Below are 20583 nucleotides of genomic sequence, written 5' to 3'. Positions count from 1 at the left end.
CCGAATCCGCTACGCTAGTCGCCGGGTCTCACCGAGATCCCCCCGCCTTCGTAGCTCAGGGGATAGAGCACCGCTCTCCTAAAGCGGGTGTCGCAGGTTCGAATCCTGCCGGGGGCACAACAAAGTGCTGGATAATTGGACATAGCACCCCTCGGCGAGGTTCACAGAGGGGTGCTTTTGTCCTAGATGGGAACCTGATGGGAACGGCACGATGAGTAACGAGCGGTAACCCTTCGTCGATCACCTAATGGTTGCTTTTTGTAGCTTCATCATGATCTAGGGGGAATTGCCAGCCCCGGCGAACTGCTCTCTGGGCGATGTTGAGCGGGGCGGAAGCACCTGGCTCGCGCATCTGGGGAATCCGCTGGCGAAAGCGGCGCTCACCGCTTCGATCACCCTGGCGCACACCCGCCCGGCGTCCCGCGCCTCGGGTCCGCACTGCGTGCGCACGAAGCACTCGCCGCGCTTCCTGGTGCACCGACCTCGGGGTTGCAGCGGTTGGGCGCTGCCGTGGTCGGGCTCGGCCCAGATAGGAAGCGCGTCTGGGGGGAACTGTCGGCGCCACGATGGGTGCTCGGTGACGACTGAAACAACGGGGACAGCTGAAGCCGAAATGGCCCCATGAGGAAACGGCCAGTCCGGCTGATCGCTTCACTGGCGCGGGGGCGCCTTGTGCGGTGACCGGCTAACCGCGGGGTCACGCGTTCTTGATCGTGGTCTCACCGTGAGCTGTCCACGTGCGGTGGACCTGTTCTTGGCCGTCCGTCTGCTCAAGGAACTGGGTGACCACGGCCGGGCTCTTGCTGTAGAGACCGACCCACTCGGTGTGCCGGTCCCAAGCTGTGCCGATGACGGACCACTCCCTTTCCACGGACGGACCGTCGGCCGCGAACCTGAGCCGTGCCACGTACTGGGCTCCATCGTGCGGACCTCTGCGTCATCCTGGCGCGCGGCGCAAGCGGCGGGTACCACGGCGTCGGGGCCGAAGCGCCGACGGGCGCGCTCGTCGGCGGCTAGTCGCAGCAGCCTTTTTGCCGATCACGGCCGTGTCTGAGTGTGCCGGCGCCGGCGCGGCGACGAGGGGTGACGGGTGCCCTAGCCGAACCGGCCCTTAATCGTCTCGCCGACTGCCAAGTCCTTCATCTCTATCGGGCAGCTCGCTGTGGTGGCCAGAACTCGATCGGCGGTGGCGGCGGCGTGGAAGGACAGTGTTGCTCCGCTGGGCAGCCCCGAGATGTCGAGCCAGAACGACAGGCCGTCGTTCGGATTCGTCGAGACGATCCTGGTCTTCTGAGGGACCCGGAGCCTCAGCACGGACGTGGGCGGGCTGGGGACGATGGACTCGTCCCATGTGCCATCCGCCTTCGGCACGCCCCATAGCACGGACCCCAGCCTCGGGTCTCGGACGAACATCGCCCCGCTCGGGCTGAGGATCTCAAGGGTGAGGGTGACGTTCTCGAAGTCGGTCGTGTGGAACGCGGTGGGTCCGATGACGTCGATGAACATCTCCGTGTCGCAATCCGACGGCGGGGGCGTCGAGAGGCTCCAGGGGCGGAGTCCTGTCGTTCCCATGAAGAGGATCTCGGATGTGCAGCTCGCGTTGTCTTTGACGTAGGCGCCCATGGGCTTCACCTCCGGAACATGGCCTACCTCCATGCAAGCACCGCGTCGGCGGGGAGGCGAGTCGCGAGGCCGGGGGTGGGGCACGGCATACCGCCGATCGCGGACGCAGTCGGCGCCCGGCAGAGGTGATCATGGTCGCCGCCGCCGTGGTGGCCACGCTGGCGCTGATCTTCGCGGTCCGCGACAGGAGGCACGCGAACGAGCACGTAGCGCAAGGCACTACGTCGCTGGCGACACCGCCCTGTTCACCTGGACGGCCCCGGCTCGGCCGGACCCAGGTCCTCGCTGAGACGAACGAACCGCACGGTGCGGTGCCGGGTGGTGCCCACCTCGATCTCGGCGAGCAGCGGCGTGACCACCCGGTGGCCACCGCCGGGCAGCGCCTCGCGGACGCCTGCGGCGAGTGCCCGGCCTACGGCGGCGCGCTGCCTACTATCCAACTGCGCTGTCTGGGCGAGGGTGCCGTCCGGAAGCCGGACGACTAGGTAGGTGGGGCGGGTCGGGGAGCCCGCGATCGCCACGATCTCCGTGTCGACCGTGTCGACATGCCACTGGCGAAGTGCAGGTATTCGAGGGTTGCAGTATTCGCCCGTGGGGTGAGCAGCCCCATAGCCCGGCCCGGGGGTTGAGGAACATTGAGTCGGGTGCGGCGCGCCCCGGCCCTGAGGCCGGGGCTGATCGTGGCCGGTTGTCGGACGTCACCGAGAGTCCGCGGTGGGCGGGGTGATCGGCGCCGTCTTCGGCTCAGGCGGAGATGTTGGATTCCGTTGGCTGGGTTGTGCTGGTGGCGGCGGGGGCCGACACGGTAGGGGCGGGGCGGCGCAGGGTGAGGGCGATGGCGACGCCGAGGAGGGTGAGGGCGGCGGCGGTGAATCCTGCGGTGCGCAGGCCGGGGACGAGGTCCGGGCCCGTGGTGGTGTGGACGCCCGCGTTGGCGATGGCGACCAGGATCGCCAGGCCCACGGCGGAGCCGATCTGCTGGGTGGTGGAGGCCATCGCGGAGGCGATGCCCTGGTGGCGGGCGTCGACGCCGTTAGTGGCCGCGACGAACATCGCGGTCCAGGCGATGCCCTGGCCCAGGCTGAGCAGGATCACGCCGGGCAGCAGGATCGGGTAGCCGCCGGTGGGGGACATGGCCGCGGCGAGGACGGCCATGCCTGCGCCGCCGACGAGCAGTCCGGTGATGATCGTGGTGCGGGGGCCGACCTTGCCGAGCAGTTTCTCGCTCAGCTTGGTGCCGGCCATGCCGACCAGCGCGGCGGGGATGAAGGCCAGACCGGTGGCCAGGGCGCCGTAGCCGCGGACGTTCTGCAGGTAGACGGTGAAGAAGTAGTACTGGGCGCCGAAGGTGCCCATGAAGACGAAGGTGATGCCCATCGCGGCGACCAGGCTGCGGTTGCGGAACAGGCGCAGCGGCATCAACGGGTGGGCGGTGCGGGCCTCGATGAGCAGGAACAGTCCGATGAACAGCGCGCCGCCGAGCAGGGCGATGAGGGTCTCGGCGGAGCCCCAGCCGGCTTCGGGGCCCTGTACGACGCCGAAGACGAGGGCGGTGAAGCCGATGGTGGCGGTCAGCGCGCCGGTCAGGTCGAAGCTGCGGCGACCTTCGCGGGGAGCGTCGGCGGGGATGATGGCGAAGGCGGCCGCGGCGGCGCCCAGGGCGAGGGGGACGTTGACGTAGAAGACGGCTTCCCAGCCGAGGTAGTTGGTCAGGATGCCGCCCAGCAGGGAGCCGAGCGCGAGACCGACGGCTCCGGCGCCGCCCCAGATGGCGAGGGCCCGGTTGCGCTGGGCGCCCTCAGTGAAGGTGTTGGCGATCAGGGAGAGCGTGGCGGGCAGCAGGAGCGCACCGCCGAGGCCCTGGACGGCACGGGCGGCCACCAGCAGTCCTGGGTCGCCGGCGAGTCCGCCGGCCAGGGAGGCCAGGCCGTACAGGGAGAGGGCGGTGACGAACATACGGCGGTGGCCGAGGAGGTCGGCGGCCCGGCCGCCCAGCAGCAGGAAGCCGCCGAAGGCTACGGCGTAGCCGCTGACGACCCACTGGAGGTTCTGGGCGTCGAAGCCGACCTCGCGGCCGATCTCCGGAAGGGCGACGTAGACGATGTTGTAGTCGATGGCGCTGATGAACTGGGCGAACGCCAGTAGGGCCAGCAGCAGCCCGGTTCCGCGCCGCGGGGAGGGAGACGACATGGGGAGACACAGCCTCTCTTTAGTAAGCGGTTGACCGCTTACATAATGGGTGAAAGAAAAGGGCCGCGTGAGAGCGGCCCGTGGGCGTGAGTCTGCTAGGCGCGCAGCGTGCGCACCCAGGGGGCGTCGACGGAGGTGGCGTCGATCGCCATCATGACGTTGCTGAGCAGGCCGTCGGCGAAGTAGCGGCGGATCTGCTCGTCCGAGGCGCCGGAGACGGCGCGGACGTACTCGACCTGCTTGGCGTAGCAGGTGCGCACCGCCTCGCCGATGACCGGCTCACTCGCGCTGCACTCCGCGTGCTTGAGGATCATGAGTACGTCCCGGTCGGCGATGACCTCGCCGTACGAGGCCGTCAGCGCCCCGAGGACCGCGTCCGGGTCGGTGCTCTGCACCGATGCGGCCGCTGCCGCGGCGCCCTCCCGGAGGCGGTCGGAGCAGTAGTCGACCAGGGTGGCGAACAGCGTCTGCTTGTCCTTGAAGAGCCGGTACAGGTAGCCCTGCGAGATGCCGGCGGCCTTGGCCACGTCCATCGTCGAGGTCCCGTAGTACCCGCGCTCGGCGAATGCCTTGATCGCCGTACGCATGACCGTGGCCCGGCGCTCCTCGGCGGTGGAACGCTGACGCATCCTGGATTCCATGTAAGTAATTAACCACTCGCATCTGAGGCGTGTCAACCTCGCCGCTCACTCGCACCGCTGGGTCAGCTGCCGGGCATCGGAATGCAGTGTCTGTACATGCTCAGTCGAGGACTGCGATGGCTTCGATCTCGACGAGATGCTCGGGGATGTCCAGTGCCGCGACGCCGATCAGCGTGGTCGGCGGCACCGGGGTGACCCCCAGCTTCGCGGCTGCCCGGGAGATTCCCTCCAGGAGCAGGGGCATCTCTGGTGGTGGCGATGCCGAGGCACGAAAGTGCGCCACTGGTCGTTGGCGGACTGCTCGGTGCGGCCGCCCGGTTCGCCCCGAAGGAGCCGGGGGCGTAACAGGGTTCGGATTCGGCCATGTCGGCTGTGTCGGCTCGGTGTCCGGTGGTGTTCGTCGAGGACCGGATCGAGCATGTCGATCCGGTCCTCTCTGCCGTCTCGTCGGCACCGGTGGGCGCAGTTCTCGACACGGTCGCGGTTGCAGGTCCGGGGGCGTGAAAGGCAGGCCAGGGCTGGACGGCTCTCACGCCCCCCAAGGGCACGGGCGCAGGGGTAGGGCGCCAGGTGATTCCCTTGTGCGATTCGACGAGTTTGTGCGGTCTCTCGTCGTCGCGCTCCATGAATTTGTCACGCGGAATCCGGTCGCGGTATCTGTCAGCCGACTGCACAGCGACGGCCGTCGCCCTGTCGGGAGACGCCTGGCAGGCGGCACGCGCGGCAGCGCGTACCTGAGGCGTATGCGGCTGTCAGCTGCGGGCGTCGTTATCTGACAGGGTGCCTTCGAGTACGTCGCGGAGTTGCGAGCGGGCGGTGATGCCCAGCTTGGGGAAGACCCGGTAGAGGTGGGAGCCGACCGTGCGCGGTGAGAGGAACAGTTTTTCCCCGATCTCGCGGTTCGTCAGACCCCGGGCCGCCAGCTGGACGATCTGCTGCTGCTGAGGGCTGAGTTCGGTGAAGGCACTGGGCACGACGTCGGTCGCCTCGATGCCGGCGGCGCGCAGTTCTGCCTGTGCCCGCTCGGCCCACGGCCGCGCGCCGAGGCGCTGGAAGGTTTCCAGCGCGGCGCTCAGCAGCGGACGGGCCTCGGCGATACGGCGCCGGCGTCGGAGCCATTCCCCGTAGTCGAGCCGGGTCTGCGCCCGTTCGAACGGCCACTGCTCACCCGCGGGCTGTGCGAGCGCGGCCTGGAAGAACGGCTCCGCGTGTTCGGGATCCGCCAGCAGGGCGCGGCCCCGGTCGATCAGTGCGGCCACCCGTGCCGACATGCCCGTACCGAGGCGCTTCGCCGACCGTTCCAGCAGCTGTGCGGCGTGCTCCTGCCGTCCGCGGCGGACGGCCGCAGCCGCGAGTTCGGCCAGGACGGTGTAGGAGACGTGGTAGTGGACCGGATCGCCGTCGTCGGTGAATGTCGAGCGGAACTGTGTGTACGCGGTGTCGTAGTCGCCCTCGGCCACGGCCGCCATTCCCAGGGCCCGGCGTGCGAAGACCGCGACGGAGCGGCTCTCCAGCGGGTCGACGAGAGACAGGGCTCGCTCGGCGAGTCGGCGTGCGGCGGCCGCGTCGCCGAGCAGGGCGACCACCGTGGCGTCGAGTGCCTGGGCACACGCCTCGGCGTGGTCGAGTCCGGCGGCCGATGCCATGGCTGCGATGTCGGCCGCCACCGAGCGGGCCTCGGCCCACCGGCCCTGCTCCAGGCGGGTCCAGCCGGCCGCGCATCCCAGTCCGTCCGGGAGCGGGCCGTGGGCCTGCCACTGGTCGAAGGCCTTGTCGAAGGTCTGGGCGGCGAGGGTGGTCTGATCAAGCAGCCAGGCGACGATGGCCAGCGCGGTCAGGCGCTGGGCGTCGCCCTTGGCCTCGGCGATGAGCCCAGGCAGCAACGGTGCGAGCAACGCTCCTGCGCGGTTGGGATCGGATACGGCCAGTACCCAGGCGTGCAACGCCGCTCCGGCGGCATCGTCGGGCATGCGGGAGAGCAGGCTCTGGATCTGTCGCTGCTGGGACTCCTCGCCCGAGTAGTAGCGGACCACCGCTGCTGCGGCCAGTGCGTCGAGTACGAGGGGCGATCGGGCGTTCGCTGCCTCGTCGGCGACGCGCATGAGCAGGGCGAAGGCTGCTGTGTGATGGGGGCCAAGCGACATGAGCCGACCGGTGGCCAGCGCGGCTTTGCCCCGCAGTGCCGGGTCGTCGGTGCACTCGCGTACTGCGGCGGCCAGGTGTTCCACCCAGCCGAGCTGCCCGGTGAAGACGGCGCTGGCAGCGGCTTCGGTGAGCAGGCGCGCCCGGTCCTCGCGGTGCGGGCTGAGTTCCGCGGCGCGCTCCTGGGCCGCGGCGGCGGCCGCAAAGCCACCCCGGCGCCGGGCCCGGTCGGCCGTCTGCTGCAAGGCGGCCGACACGTCCTGGTCGGGGCGTACGGTCGCGGCGGCCAGATGCCAGGCACGGCGGTCGGGCTCCTCGCGCAGCAGCTCCGCGAGAGCTTGGTGCGCCCTGCGGCGTTCCTCGAACGACGCGGCATGGTAGACGGCGGAGCGGACGAGCGGGTGACGGAAAACGATCCCGGATCCGTCCTGGCGTACGAGACCGGCCCGGTCCGCGGGATCCCATGCCTTGTCATCCGCCTCGGGCAGTCCCACGGCTGCCGCCTGCGCGTCCGCCGCGTCGGCGGCCGCGAGCAGCAGCAGGATGCGGCGGGTCGGTTCCGGCAGGTTGGCCGCGTGTCCTGCGAAGATCCGCTCCAGCCGGTCGGTGACCGGCAGTGGGCCCTCCACGCTGCTGCCCTCGGGGTTGCGGATCGCGGTGGCGTGGGCGAGTTCCACCAGGGCCAGCGGGTTGCCGACCGCTTCTTCGAGGATCCGCACGCGAGTTCGGCCGGTGGGCGGTGTGGGCTGCCGGTCGAGCAGCCGGTTGGCTGCCCCACCGTCCAGCGGGCCGAGTTCGAGGCGCTCGTACCCCTTGTCGAAGCCGGGCAGTACGGCCGCAGTGCGGACTCCGAGCAACAGCGTGACGGGCTCGCTGTCCATGCGTCGCGCCACGAAGGAGAGAGCGTCCAGGGATCCGCGGTCGATCCACTGGGCGTCATCGACCACGACCAGCAGCGGGGCGGTTTCCGCCAGGTCCGACAACAAGGTCAGAACCGCCAGACCCACGATCATCGCGTCGGGTGCCTCGGCACACTCGTCGAGCCCCAGGACCGCGCGGAGCGCGGAGCGCTGCCGCGACGGCAGGCCCTCCGCGGCACCGAGTACCGGACGCAGCATCTGATGAAGACCCGCGAATCCAAGGTGGGCCTCGGATTCGCTCCCCACCGCTCGCAGCACCCGGCCACCCGCACTCCGTGCGCGATCGGCCGCGATGCCGAGGAGTGTGCTCTTTCCGGCACCGGGGTCACCCGTGAGGATCAACACGTCGCTGTGGGACCGATCGGCGCCGACCCGCCGGACAATTTCTGCGGTCTCGGTTTCCCGGCCGACCAGTGTCAGACCGGAACTCCGCGTCGAGCGCTGGTCCCCGCGAGCCTTTCCATCGTTTTCCACGGATGCTCCAGGGAATTGAGATACCCCAGATACTAGTGTGGGAGAACCGCGGCAGCGCCTGCGGGAGCGGCCTCGAAGCCGGTCAGAAGCACGTCCGAGCGCAGTCTGTCGGCGACACGAAGTCGTCGTCCGGGACATTCCGGCTATGGCATCCACGGAGTTCTCCCGGAGTCCTGGTTTCGCCTGCGGAGTCGCGCGCCGCGCGGACATCGTGGCGAGGCGAGTGCAGACCTCCCCACACCTCGATCGAGCCGTACGTCTGCGCACCGTCGGCCTCGGGATCGCCACGGCGGGACAACCGGCCGGCAGGCGCAAACGCCCCATCCGGTGGCCGACCAGCACCGATGCAGTCACGTGACGCATACCCTCGGCTGTTCGTCCGACCACAGAATCGTGAAGCGAGCACGGTCGCGCCTTTCCGGGTCGGCGGGCAGGCACGATCGTGCATCGCCGGTGGCGGCGTGCCATCGCAGACGGGATTCGCGGAAGCCGTACATCTCGACCGGAAGGCGCTGTCATGGTCATTGAACGCTCGTGGCTGGTCGGACTCGGGTTTCGCACTCCATGCGGTCGGCTCGTACGCCACTTCTACGTCGTCGACGGCATGGCCGGTCCGGAGCAGGCCCATGAGGCTGCTCTTGAGCGGGCGAACGACCCGAGCGAACGCGCGGCGCACGGAAACCTGCGGCTCGATGACGGCTGTGTCGAGATGCACCGAATGTCGCGTGACCTTCTGGGCGCCTGGCAGCTGTCCGTCCCAAGTCCGTGCGCTGCGTAGCCCCTTGAGCCCGGAAGCCGTCGTCGACGGGTGCAGGCCTGTCAGCGCTCGCGGTCGCCGACGCCGTCAAGAGACGCCCACGTGCTGCAGAACCTCCGAAAGCAGTCACCCGACGCATACCGGACGGAACCCCGCATGCCGAGACTGGTGACGCGGGCGGTGGCCGGTCAGCACCCGAAGGCTCCCGCACGGCCGTGCACACGCGAAAGGACCTACGGAGACCCCATGGCGGCAAGGACAACGACATCGTTGTGGGACCGGTTCGCGGCCTTCGACCCTGGGCTCGTGCGTCTGACCTCCGCGATGCGCGCCGTGCTCGGTACTGCCGCGACCCTTGCCGTGCTGACAGCGCTGCGAGCGCCCGAGACGGCGCTAGTGGCCGGCGGCTTCACCGCGATGACGACTTCACTGGCCGTTAGCGACCTGCACCCGCGCAACCAGCTCATCACGCTCGGACTCGGTGTTCCGCTCTCCCTCGCGTCCCTGGCCGCCGGAGCCGCGCTGACGCCGTACCCGACACCAGCCAAGCTGGTCTTCCTGGTGGTGATCTACCTCGCCGTTCAGGCCCGCCGGTTCGGCGCGCGAGGGCTGGGCCTGGGGATCTTCGGTTTCATGGCCTTCCTGCTGTCCCAGTTCACCCGGGCCAGAGCAGACCAGCTTCCGCAGTTCGGGGCATCGGTACTGGTTGCGTTCGGGGCGGCCACCACCGTGTGGTACTGCGTCGCCCCGGTCACGGCGTCCGAAGCCCTGAGGCGGCTGCGGCACGCATTCGACGTGCGTCTGCACGACGTCCTCCGGGACACGGCCGCGATGGTCGCCGCCGGGCAGGACATCGACACCCGGAGCCGATCGTTGCAGGACCGCCTCGGCACACTGCACGCGTCAGTGCTGCTGATCGAGGACTTTCTCGACGAGCGCGCCGCCGACGAGGACACCGAGGCCCTGCTGCCGCACCTCAGCCGGGTGGAGGTGGCCGCGCAGCGCCTGGCCGTACTGGCGGTCCGCGCGGTCCGCACCCCGGCGGCCCGCAGCGATCTGGCGGAACGGACGGCGCGACAGCGGCTCGCACAGCAGATCCAGGCTCTCTGGCACCAGCCCATCGCCGGAACGGCCTGCGCGGCCGAGCGGTGCGCAGAGGGGTACGAAGGTGGCCCGACGAACCGGCCGACCGGCTCCGCACTCGTGCTGGATTGCTTTCCCGCGGTCGACGAACTCGCCGAAGCTTTGAGGGTTCTCGGCCCACGCGACCGCCCGGCAGGACGCTGGACACCTCCACGCAAGCCCGCCTCACCCACCTTCTGGGCCCTGCCGCGCAGGGACACAGACACCGAAGGCCTGATGCGGGGAGCCACCCGTCAGGCGTTTCAGGTGACGGCTGCCTCGGCCCTCGCCGTCGCGGGCGGTCAGATCCTGTCGCCGCACCTGTGGTACTGGGCCGTCGCGGCCGCATGGGTCGTCTTCATCAAGAACGAGAGCACCGGCGAGGTACTGCTGCAGAGCCTCCGGCGGCTGGCGGGCACCGTCCTCGGCGTGGTGTTCGGCTACGGCCTCGCCGCCCTGGTCGGCGGAGACGGCCCCGTCCTCCTGGTCCTGCTCCTGCTGTGTATGTTCGGGATGTTCTACACCCCGTCGCACGCCTACTGGGCCGTGACGTTCTTCATCACCGGCACGCTCGGCATGCTCCTCGCGCTGATGGACACCTTCTCGATGCACGTGCTGCTCCTGCGCGTCCAGGAGACCGCACTGGGAGTGTCCTGCGGGATCCTTGCCGCCGTCCTCGTGCTTCCCACAACGGTCCGCCGCGCCAGTGACGAGGAACTGGTCGGCTTCCTGCGCGTCCTCGACCGCGTCCTGCGGGCCGTCGCGTCGGAAAGCACGGACACGGAAACCCCGACGAGCTGGGTCCGTGCGGCACATGACCTCGACCAGGCACTGGAATCCTTCCGTAAGGCCAGTCTGCCTCTCACTCATCCGTTTGCTCCGCAGCGCCGCCGCCGTCACCGCGCCCGGCACCTGCTGGAACTCCTTGAGGCCAGCGCGTATCACGCGCGTAGCCTGGCCGCCACGGCCGAACGTCTCCCGGCGGGCCACGTCCCGGAGTGCACCGCCCGCCTCACCGCCGCGGCCGACCGCGCGCACGAGACCGTGACCCACCTGATCCGCGTCACCGGCCATCGGCCCGAAAGCGTCCCACGAACGGCACGCCCCACGGTCATCAGTGCACTGGCCCTGCTCTCGGAGGAGCAACGCGTGAGCCGCAACTGGCCGTCGCCGGAGCACCGCCTGCTGCTGCACATCGATCGCCTCGACGCGACCCTGACCGCGCTCGTACGAGCCTTGGGCCCACTCGCCTCGGACCCCGACCGCACCACCGTGGTGCCCTCCGAGAGCGTGGACATCCCGTCGCACGGCCCGGTCCAGGCTGCCGCAGTGAGTTGCGCCGTCCTCGCCAACCGGTGCGACCGCGCCCAAGCCGGTTAGCCGGGCGGCGGTGGTCAGGTGCCGGTGAACGTGAACGTGACCACCCCGAAGCCCCCTGTCCTTGTCCTTTCCGGCGTCAGCCACACCTGCCAGGACCAGCGCCGCAAGACCACCGTCCTGCGGCAGATCGACCTCGACTTCGAGCACGGCACCTTCTACACGATCCTCGGCCCTTCGGGCAGCGGCAAGACCACCCTGCTCAGCCTGGCCAGCGGCCTGGACAGCCCGACCAACGGCACCATCCGCTTCGACGGACAGGACCTGTCCGCCCTGGGCCTGAACCGCTACGGCAACAAGCACGCCGCGACGATTTTCCAGCAGTACAACTTGCTGACCTACATGACGGCACTGCAGAACGTCACCACCGTCTGGAGATCACCGGCGCCGGACCGGCCGCTGGGAGCCGCAAGTCCCACGCCCTGAAACTGCTCGGCCAAGGTCGGTCTCGACCGCGATATGGCCCACCGCAACGTCATGAAGCTGTCCGGCGGCCAGCAGCAGCGCGTGGCCGTCATCCGCGCGCTCGCCTGCGAGGTCGACATCCTCTTCGCGGACGAACCGACCGGAAACCTCGACGAGGAGACGGCCGAGGACATCGTGAAGATCTTCAAAGAGCTGGCGCACGAACAGAACAAGTGCGTCATCGTCGTCACCCACAACCAGGCCCTGGCCGCCGAGTCCGACCGAGTCCTGACCCTGCGCAAAGGCAAGGTGACAGCGGTGAGGAGGCCCGACGACCGTTAGCCGGCACCCCGGCAGAACCCACTACCTTGCGGTCGGACATCCTTGCTTTTCGCTGATCGGCAGGCCGTCGAAGCCGCCGACGTGAAAACCGGGGCGCGATACGGACCCGGCTTCGGCCTCGTGACCGCAGCGAGGTCGCCGTGTGCCCGTTGAAGAGGTGTCCAGGAATGGAACACGGAACAGGAGCCGCCTTTCGTCGGCCTGCCAGGGGAAAGCTCCCTGCTCAGAGGTGTACGCACAGGTGCAGTCACGTGACGGATACCGCACCTACCGGGGCCGCTCGTACGGTTGAGCAAATCCCCCGAATTTCCAAGGAAATACCATGGAACAGATCACCCTCGGCAATGTCTCCATCACCCGGGTGTGGGAATACTACGGTTCCGTCGAAATGGCGCCCGACACCTTCTTCCCGGAAAGCTCGAAGGAAGTCTGGGAGAACGGTTCCGACTGGCTTGTCCCACATTTCCTGGATTCCGAGACCAACATGGTGAATTCGGCGATCCAGACCTGGCTGCTGCGCAGCGAGGGCAGGACGATCCTGGTCGACACCGGCGTGGGCAACCACAAGGAGCGTCCCTACGCCCCGGTCTGGAGCCGCCTCGAAACGGACTTCCTGGCCAACCTCGCCCGGGCCGGTGTTCAGCCGGAGGACGTGGACATCGTGATCAACACGCATCTCCACATCGATCACGTCGGCTGGAACACCTACCTGGACGGGCGGCAGTGGGTGCCGACGTTCCCCAATGCCACCTACCTGATGCCGAAGGACGACTTCGACTTCTGGAACCCCGAGAACGGCCACCAGCCGCTGCTCGGCCGCGGCAACCAGAACGTCTTCGAGGACAGCGTGGCCCCGGTGCACCAGGCCGGCCTGACGCAGCTGTGGGAGAACAGCCACCAGATCGACGCGAACCTGCGCCTGGACGCCGCTCCCGGGCACACCCCCGGCTCCTCCGTGCTGACCCTCACCTCCGGCACGGACCGCGCGGTGTTCGTCGGCGACATGCTGCACAGTCCGGTGCAGATCCTGGAGCCGGATGCCAACAGCTGCTTCTGCGAGAACCCCGCCGAAGCCCGTGCCACCCGCCGCAAGGTGCTGGGCTGGGCCGCCGACAACAACGCGCTCGTGATCCCGGCGCATCTGGGCGGCCACGGCGCCACCGAAGTCGTACGCGAGGGAAGCACCTTCGCCGTGAAGGGCTGGGCGCCCTTCGCCCCGTACACCGAGCAGGGCTGAAGCCCGCGGAAAGGCACCAGACACCCGAGATGAACTACCACCCCGAACCCGTCGTGACCACCGCGCAGGGAGCCGTCCGCGGTCTGCGCCAGGAGGACGGCACCGCCGATTTCCTGAACATCCCCTATGCCGCCCCGCCTCTGGGCGCCGGCCGGTTCGCGCCGCCCGAGCCGCACGAGCCGTGGGACGGCGTACGGGACGCCACCGTCCCGGGACCCAACGCGCCGCAGTCCGAGCGCAGGCTCGGCAGCATCGACATGGCCCCCTACTTCGGCACCGGCTGGAGCCGCGGTGAGGACTACCTCACCGTCAACGTCTGGACGCCCGCCGTCGCGGAGAGCGACCTGCCGGTCATGGTGTTCGTGCACGGCGGCGGCTTCGTCGCCGGATCGACGCGGTCCGCGATGTACGACGGTTCCGCCTTCGCCCGCGACGGCGTCGTCCTCGTCACGCTCAACTACCGGCTCGGCATCGCCGGGTTCCTGGACCTGCCCGGCGCCCCGGCCAACCGCGGTCTGCTCGACGTCGTCGCCGGGCTGCGCTGGGTGAGGGAGAACATCGCCGGGTTCGGCGGTGACCCGGACAACGTGACGCTCTTCGGCCAGTCGGCCGGGGCCACCGTCGTCGGCGGCGTCCTCGCCACCGCGGAGGCCGCGGGCCTGTTCCGCCGGGCGATCGTGCAGAGCGGCAGCGGACTGGGCGCGTTCAGCACCGAGCAGGCCGCCCGCGTCACCGCCGTGGCTGCCGAGGTCCTGGGCGTCGAGCCGCACGTGGACGCCTTCGCGGAGATCTCCGACGAGCGTCTGGTGGAGGCCGCCTCCAAGCTCGCGGGCATCGACCTGCAGACCGCCACCCACGGCGACCCGCTGATCGGTCTGAGCCCCTTCAGCCTGGTCCTGGACACCCAGCCCGCCGAAGCCGTCGCCGCAGGCCTCGCCGCCGACGTCGACCTGCTCATCGGCACCAACACCGAAGAGGGCAACCTTTACCTGGTCCCGGTGGGCAAGTACGCCACCTCGACCGCGGCCGACGTCGACGACGCGGCGGCGCGCTCGCACCCGGATCCGGCGCGGCTCGTCGAGACCTACCGCACGTCACGCCCCGAGGCCTCCTTGGCGGAACTGCGCTCGGCCATCATGGCCGACGCCCTGTTCGGCGCGGGTACCCGCGCTCTGGCCGGCGCCCATGCCGCCCATCCGAAGTCCGTCACCTACGCGTACGAGTTCGCCTGGCGCTCCCGGGCCCTGGACGGAGAACTCGGCGCCACCCACGCCGTCGAGCTGCCCTTCGTCTTCGGCCTCGCGGACCGGCCCGAGCTGAACGGCCCCGCCGCCCTGCTCGGCCCCGACAAGCCCCCGGCGGATCTCGCGGACCGCGTGCACGAGACCTGGATCCGGTTCGCCGCCACCGGCGACCCGGGCTGGGACCCCTACGACACCGACCGCAGGGCCACGATGCACATCGACGCCGAGTGGACCCAGGTCGACGACCCCCGCAGCCAGGAACGACAGGCCTGGAGCTGACGCCCGTATGTGTTTCGCCTGCTCGCCCCCTCCAAGGACCACCACCGCTTCAAGGAACACCGTGACCAGAACCGTCATCACGACCGAGCACGCCCCCTCTCTCCCGGCCCCGCTGTCCCAGGGCATCCGCAAGGGGCCCGTCCTGCAGGTATCCGGGCAGCTCCCGTTCGACCCGACCACCGGCGAGGTCGTCGGCACGACGGTCGCCGAGCAGACCGCACAGGTCCTGCGCAACGTCATCGCCGTCCTCAAGGCGGCCGGCGCGGGCCTGGAAGACGTCGTGATGCTCCGCGTCTACCTCACCGACCCCGCCCACCTGCCCGAGCTGAACGAGGCGTACGCGGCAGCCGTCGGCGAGCCCTTCCCCGCCCGCACCACCGTCTACATGCAGCTCCCGCCGGGACTCCTCGTGGAGATCGACGCCCTGGCCGTGCTGGACGACTGACCCAGCCACAGAACGAGGCCGGTCCGGCGCGGTTCGAAGGAGGACCGCGCCGGACCGGCCGGCCATTCCGGACAGCGGAGAGGGGGAGGACAGGATGGATGGCCGTCTGCCGAAGGCGTGCATCAACCTGAGAGTTGTTCCGGCGGACCTGCTGGACGCCCTGTGCTCCCTGTCCGGGCGCCCTTCACCGCCTTCAGGGCCTCATCCGGTACGCCGGGTCCAAGGTCAGGTGCTCCACGCAGCGGCCTCGCTGCCGCCGGGCGCGCTGCAACCGGGCGACGTGAGCGCGGCCACCGAGGTACGCGCCGGCCTCCTGAACGCCGACGTACCGCCCGCGTCGGACGCGGCCGCCCGCTGCATCCAGCACACGGTCGACGACCTGGGCCCCGCCGACCTCTGGACGCTGGCCCGCGACACCGCCATGACCCGCGACGACCTCGCATGGGGCGCCGGCGCGGCCCTGGCGCGGGAACGCCTCGCACAGCCCGACCCCCTCGATGGACTCGCCGCGCAGGCCATCGTGGACGAACTCGCCGAACGGACCCCCTGCCGGTGGGGCCGTCACCACACCGACGCCGTTCGTGCCGCGCTGTACCGGACTCTGGCCGACCTCGCCGACATCCTCCTCGAAGTGTCGGAGTCCACCCCGACGCCCCTGGACTGGACCGCCGACGACGACGGATGGCGGGCCTCGGCCATGATCGGCGGAGTGGTCCACGACGTGGTGGTCCAGAAGGCGGAGCACGCGCCCTCCGCCGCACAGCCCGTCTGGCACCACCCGTCACCCCCAGCCGCACGTACCGCTTGGCAGTGGCGGATCACGAACGGACCGACCGGGCGTGCCTCCCACGGCTGCGGGCCGATCCCCTCCGCGCTCGCGGCACGGCACGCCGCCGAGTGCGCGATCACGGCACTCGCCGCCGGAAGATGCAGTCTGTGAAGGGCGCGACGATTCGTTCCGTTCTCGAAGTACGACGTCGACCGCGCCCTGAGCAGATGCCGGGACGGCCAGAGCAGCGGGAAACGATCTACGTGAGCGCGGGAAACGACCTCTGACCGCCCTCGCGTACCCGCTGATCAGCGAATTCCGTCGGTGCCCCTGACCTGCTCGACGGACTGCGCTACATCCGCCGCCACCGCCTCATCGGCCCGCTCGTCGCCGCTGGCGCCGTCTGCGAGCTAGGGCTCATCGGCACCCCTCAACGTCGGCATGGTGCTCCTCAACGCCGAACGCGGTTGGGGCTCTTCCGGCTACGGCTGGATCGTCAGCAGCTTCAGTGCAGGAGCAGCGGCCAGCGCCGCGCTACTCGCGGTCGCCGGTTGGCTGCCGCGTGCTGGCTTGATGATGGCCGGCACACTGCTCGTGGGCTGCGTGGGCGCCGCCGCCATCGCGTTGGTGCCTACCCTATGGCTCGCTGTGGTGCTGGCCGCGGTCATCGGGCTGTGCGCGGGCATCTTCGGCAGCCTGGACAACGCCCTCAGAGGGTGGTACGTAAGGTGATGTCCGCTTCGCGCTTTCGGGAGGAGTGTGCGGCCGGCCGTGACGTCGCCTGGCGGTTACGGCCGCGGCTGGGTGAACAAGCCCTGCTCAGTCTCGGCCAGGATCCCGCGCTCGGCGAGCCGCTTGAGCTTCAGGCGGGTGTTATTGATGTTGTTGGGCGCGATCTCCAGGTCCATCACCTCGCACACCTGCCGCGCTCGTAGCGGCATGTCGGCTGCGGCGAACATCGCCATGATCTGCTGGTAGGCCGGATGGTCGGGCAGCTTCGGGGCCGGCGGCACGGGCGGCTGCGGATCGGGCAGCGCCAGCAGCGTCTTGCGGGTGATCCGGACCTCCTCGGCGGCCCGGCCGAGTTCGTCCAGCCGTGCGGCCAGCTGTGCGATCTGCTCCCTCGTCGCCTCGGCCTGCAGGGCGATCTCCTGTTCCTGCTCCTCCAGCCGCGCCAGTACCGCCCCGAGAGTCAGCTCCCCGCCGGTCATGTGCGGCGCCAGGCCGCAGCGGTGGCGCCGGTCAGCCGGCGCAGTATCACCGCGGTCATCGCCCAGTACACCCGCGACTCCGAACTGCGCGGCAGGTGTTCGTAGTCGCGCACCAGCCTGCGGTGCAGCATCAAGATCCCGTAGGCGCGCTCCACGATCCACCGCTTGGGGATCGGCACGAACCCGGTCTGCGCCGGATTGCGCTCGACGATCTCCACCTCGATGCCCACCTTCTGCCCGTGCGCGACGACGGCGTTCTTGAAGCCCTGGTCGACCAGGGCCTTTTGCACGGTGTCGGTGTCGGCGGCGACCTTGTCCAACAGCGCGATGCCTGCGGAGTTGTCGTGCACGGATGCGGCGAGCACCACCACCGCGATCACCAGGCCCAGCACGTCAACGGCCAGGCCGCGCTTGCGGCCCGGTACTTTTTTGCCGCGTCACACCCTGTCGACTGTGCAGGCACCCCAGCCGCCGCGTGCACGCTCTGGGTGTCGAGCACCACCAGACTCGGGTCCGCCTTCCGCCGCGCCTTCTCCCGCACCTGCCAGCGCAGCAGGTCGTGGATGGTCTGGTCGGTGCCGTCATCGCGCCACTTGGTGAAGTAATACATCACCACACCGCGCGGCGGCAGGTCGTGCGGAAGCAGGTCCCACTGGCAGCCCGTGCGGCCCTGGTAGAGGAGCGCGTTGACGATCTCCCGCATCTCGTACCGGCCCTGGTGACCGCTGACCGAGCGGTGCGCGGCCTTCCATGCGGCAATCACCGGCTCGACAAGCGCCCACTGCTCGTCGGACAGGTCGGTCTTGTACGGCTTGCGCTCGCTCACGGTACTCAGCCCAGCACGCCCGAGCCCGCCGACCGGCCGGGATACCGTGCTGCCACACGTTCAGGTGACGGCAAATCACCTATGCACTTACATACCGCCCTCTCAGGGCCGCATAGACGGCCGCGAGCCCCGATGGGCGCTGGGCATTCGTCGCCCCCAAGGGGTCTGCGGTGCTCACCGTTTCGGCGACCGCAACTGACCTCAGCCGACTCGCTCACCCTCATACCCACGGGTTCGTGGGGCCCCTCATGGGAACGTCATGGGAACGGAAGGCCGAGTAAAGACAGGGAAGGACCGGAAGAAGCCGGAAGACTCCGCCCCGTTGACCAGCAGGAACGGTGAAGCCGGGGAAAGGCCAGGACAGACAGGGTGATCAATAGACCCTCTCCTAAAGCGGGTGTCGCAGGTTCGAATCCTGCCGGGGGCACCAGGGCAAAGGCCCCGGACCGATCATGGTCCGGGGCCTTTGACATCCACAGCTGACATCAACGAGCACGGTCACCGACGACCGGGACGCCTCCTGAGCAGCCGATCCATGTGACTCATGGCCTCGCGCTGCGTGTCCTGCACGACGTGCGTGTAGATGTCCATGGTGATGCTGATCTGCAAGTGCCCGAGGATCTCCATCACGACGCGGGGCGCGACTCCGGCCGCCGCGAGGAGGGTGGCTGTACCGTGCCGGGCGTCGTGCAGCCGGATGACTCGGATGCCGGCGGAGGCGGCAATGCGGGTGAAGGAGCGATAGACGTTCCGCGGTTCGACCTGGCGACCGATACGGGTGGTGAACCCGTAGCCCGACTCGTGCCACCGCTCCCCCGCCTTGGCGCGCGCCGCGGACTGCCGCATCCGGTGCCAGCACAGCGGAGCGATACAGAGGGCGGGCAACGGGACGACACGGTGCCGACGGCTCTTGGGATCGTCGTCGTAAAGGACGCCACGACGGCGCTGAGTCTGCCGGCGGACGTACAGGACCCGGTTGTCCGTGCGGGGCGGCTCGACCAGCTTGGCGACGTTGCGCGAGATCAGTTCCTCGCGGCAGGCGGAGGACAGAGCGGAACGAAGAACGCGGTGGGACTCCTTGGCCGTTGCCTCGGTGGTCTCCTTCTCCAGGCGGACGAGGAAGCGGCGTACGTCGGCGACGCCGACGGATTCGAGCCGCTTCGAGCCGAGCAGCGGCACCAGGTAGAGCCGGACGTGCGACTCATACTTGTCGTACGTGCTGAGCTTCCGCCGAGGCTTGATCACGTTGTCCAGCCAGTACGGGAGCCACTCGGAGAGCTTGGCCGACCGTGTGGGAACGGGCACGCCCTATCGACCTTGGCGAGGAGCTCCCGTCGCTTGGTGTCGCACTCGGCCCACGTCTTGCCATAGGCGAACTTGCGGGCCCGGGTGCCGTCCGGCTGGAGCACGTAGACCGCGCACTGAAACCGGCCGTCCTTGCGCTTGGTGATCGCCCCCGCGCCATTGGGGTTCCGCTTGCGCTGACCGAGGATCAATGACCCTCTCCATTGGATCAAGTTTAATTGCCCCCTTTCATGCTCTCGCCCCACAGATCACCAGACCTCAAACTCTCTCCCCCGACCCGTGAACACGTGCCCCACTCGCGCCCGAAGGACCGGGGAATCACGGAGAACCGCGGTCAGTCACGGGGAGCAGTTACGACGATGGCCGCTGACCGTTGTTGACGGTCAGGGGCCATCAACTGCGGCGGCAGGTACGGGATTTGAACCCACGGCGACTCGCGCCACGACGCTTTCAAGATCGCATTTCAGTTGACGTCAGATCCCGCTAGTCCAAAGGGCTTTGATGATTGCCGCAGGCACCAATGCGAACTCGCGGTTTTCTGCTGGTCATCGCCGTGCTCTCACGGCAGTTGAGGGGTCAATCACGCACGCTAGGCCATAAGTGGACACAACGCACACTGGTCGCTACGGTCGAATTACAGGCGCCGCAAGTGCAGGAGTGTCCAAGTCCGCGCATGGGGAAGTTGGCGTCGCAAGCCGGAATCCACCGGCCCGCATGGTGCCCACCGCATCGCGGTGTAGATACCGCTCCCTGGACAATCCACCCACGGGATCTGCCCTGGCCAGGTCGAGTCGCCATGCGGGCGTTCCATCTCGAAGGAGAGGAAAGCTATGCGCGCGAAGCGAATCATCGCGGTCATGGCGGGCCCCCTCGCCGCAGCGGCACTGACGTTCTCGCCGGTGCTGACGGCTCAGGCGGAAGCCGCCACCACCCAAGCGCCGGCGGCGTCCGCCCCGCAGGCCCCCGAAGCCCAGAGCCCGGGCAAACAGGGTACGGCAGCGGGGAAAGCAGCCGGGACTAAGGATGGCAAGCGCTGCAATTGGGGAATGAGCGATAACCCCGAAGCAAAGAAGAGCGTCTACAAGAAGGCGAGGGACTACCAGGCGTACGAGGATGCCTATGAGGCGGCCTATCTAAAGGCCTACGAGGAATTCGACAACGCCTGCGACCCGAACGAAGACTAAGGCGTGTCCCGCAATGATCACGGAGCCGAGTACAGAGCTGTCTGATGGAGTGGTGACGTGCTCAGTCGGTGGCTTGTGGGGTGTCCAGTG

At 69.1% G+C, this 20583-nt stretch carries 13 protein-coding genes, 1 tRNA gene and 5 pseudogenes; 10 read left to right on the top strand and 9 right to left on the bottom strand.

Annotated elements, in window-relative coordinates:
• Positions 1-44 precede the first annotated feature (44 nt).
• Positions 45-117, top strand: a tRNA-Arg gene (locus ACZ69M_RS42175).
• Positions 118-697: 580 nt separating this feature from the next.
• Here the strand turns inward: ACZ69M_RS42175 and ACZ69M_RS42170 are convergent.
• Positions 698-907: a hypothetical protein gene (locus ACZ69M_RS42170; RefSeq protein ID WP_470058483.1), complete on the bottom strand. Its 210-nt coding sequence runs from the start codon at positions 905-907 to the stop codon at positions 698-700.
• Positions 908-1095: 188 nt separating this feature from the next.
• Positions 1096-1623, bottom strand: a complete 528-nt coding sequence (locus tag ACZ69M_RS42165) for a hypothetical protein (RefSeq protein ID WP_470058481.1) — start codon at positions 1621-1623, stop codon at positions 1096-1098.
• Positions 1624-1754: 131 nt separating this feature from the next.
• On the opposite strand from ACZ69M_RS42165, the gene ACZ69M_RS42160 reads away from it, so the two are divergent.
• Entirely contained in the window at positions 1755-2108 is a 354-nt protein-coding gene (locus ACZ69M_RS42160; protein WP_470058479.1) for a hypothetical protein, read from the top strand.
• A gap of 259 nt (positions 2109-2367) precedes the next feature.
• On the opposite strand, the gene ACZ69M_RS42155 is transcribed toward ACZ69M_RS42160, so the two are convergent.
• From ACZ69M_RS42155 to ACZ69M_RS42140, 4 genes and pseudogenes are all read right to left on the bottom strand, one after another.
• Positions 2368-3813, bottom strand: coding sequence for an MFS transporter (locus tag ACZ69M_RS42155; protein ID WP_470058477.1), 1446 nt, complete (start codon positions 3811-3813; stop codon positions 2368-2370).
• A gap of 95 nt (positions 3814-3908) precedes the next feature.
• Positions 3909-4442, bottom strand: coding sequence for a TetR/AcrR family transcriptional regulator (locus ACZ69M_RS42150; RefSeq protein ID WP_470058475.1), 534 nt, complete (start codon positions 4440-4442; stop codon positions 3909-3911).
• Positions 4443-4554: 112 nt separating this feature from the next.
• A pseudogene (locus ACZ69M_RS42145) lies at positions 4555-4707 on the bottom strand (RidA family protein); the annotation flags it as partial.
• A 499-nt stretch (positions 4708-5206) separates the two neighbouring features.
• The gene (locus ACZ69M_RS42140; RefSeq protein ID WP_470058473.1) at positions 5207-7990 is read right to left on the bottom strand and encodes a helix-turn-helix transcriptional regulator; all 2784 of its coding nucleotides are present in this window, start codon (positions 7988-7990) and stop codon (positions 5207-5209) included.
• Between the two features lie 1003 nt (positions 7991-8993).
• Between ACZ69M_RS42140 and ACZ69M_RS42135 the strand changes: the two genes are divergently transcribed.
• From ACZ69M_RS42135 to ACZ69M_RS42105, 7 genes and pseudogenes are all read left to right on the top strand, one after another.
• On the top strand, positions 8994-11249 hold the full coding sequence (locus tag ACZ69M_RS42135; RefSeq protein WP_470058472.1) for an FUSC family protein: 2256 nt from the start codon (positions 8994-8996) through the stop codon (positions 11247-11249).
• An 18-nt stretch (positions 11250-11267) separates the two neighbouring features.
• Positions 11268-11993, top strand: a pseudogene (locus tag ACZ69M_RS42130) (ABC transporter ATP-binding protein).
• A gap of 322 nt (positions 11994-12315) precedes the next feature.
• Positions 12316-13230 (top strand): MBL fold metallo-hydrolase, encoded by a 915-nt coding sequence (locus tag ACZ69M_RS42125; RefSeq protein ID WP_470058470.1) that lies wholly within the window; start codon positions 12316-12318, stop codon positions 13228-13230.
• 29 nt (positions 13231-13259) lie between these two features.
• On the top strand, positions 13260-14753 hold the full coding sequence (locus ACZ69M_RS42120) for a carboxylesterase/lipase family protein (protein ID WP_470058468.1): 1494 nt from the start codon (positions 13260-13262) through the stop codon (positions 14751-14753).
• 61 nt (positions 14754-14814) lie between these two features.
• Positions 14815-15198 (top strand): RidA family protein, encoded by a 384-nt coding sequence (locus ACZ69M_RS42115; protein WP_470058466.1) that lies wholly within the window; start codon positions 14815-14817, stop codon positions 15196-15198.
• 229 nt (positions 15199-15427) lie between these two features.
• Positions 15428-16138: a hypothetical protein gene (locus ACZ69M_RS42110; protein WP_470058464.1), complete on the top strand. Its 711-nt coding sequence runs from the start codon at positions 15428-15430 to the stop codon at positions 16136-16138.
• 161 nt (positions 16139-16299) lie between these two features.
• Positions 16300-16678: pseudogene (locus ACZ69M_RS42105) on the top strand (MFS transporter); the annotation flags it as partial.
• 77 nt (positions 16679-16755) lie between these two features.
• Here the strand turns inward: ACZ69M_RS42105 and ACZ69M_RS42100 are convergent.
• The 3 genes and pseudogenes from ACZ69M_RS42100 to ACZ69M_RS42090 form a co-directional block, all read right to left on the bottom strand.
• Positions 16756-17178, bottom strand: a complete 423-nt coding sequence (locus ACZ69M_RS42100; protein ID WP_470058462.1) for a hypothetical protein — start codon at positions 17176-17178, stop codon at positions 16756-16758.
• A pseudogene (locus ACZ69M_RS42095) lies at positions 17175-18004 on the bottom strand (IS5 family transposase). The gene ACZ69M_RS42100 and the pseudogene ACZ69M_RS42095 overlap by 4 nt, the downstream one beginning before the upstream one ends.
• Positions 18005-18502: 498 nt before the next feature.
• Positions 18503-19497: pseudogene (locus tag ACZ69M_RS42090) on the bottom strand (tyrosine-type recombinase/integrase).
• Between the two features lie 642 nt (positions 19498-20139).
• Between ACZ69M_RS42090 and ACZ69M_RS42085 the strand changes: the two are divergent.
• Complete coding sequence (locus tag ACZ69M_RS42085; protein WP_470058460.1) at positions 20140-20493, top strand: hypothetical protein; 354 nt, start codon at positions 20140-20142, stop codon at positions 20491-20493.
• Positions 20494-20583: the final 90 nt, after the last annotated feature.

This window comes from Streptomyces sp. NPDC107454 (genome assembly GCF_055582885.1).
Note: the sequence above shows the minus strand (reverse complement) of the source record. Positions and strands in the feature narration are given on the sequence as shown.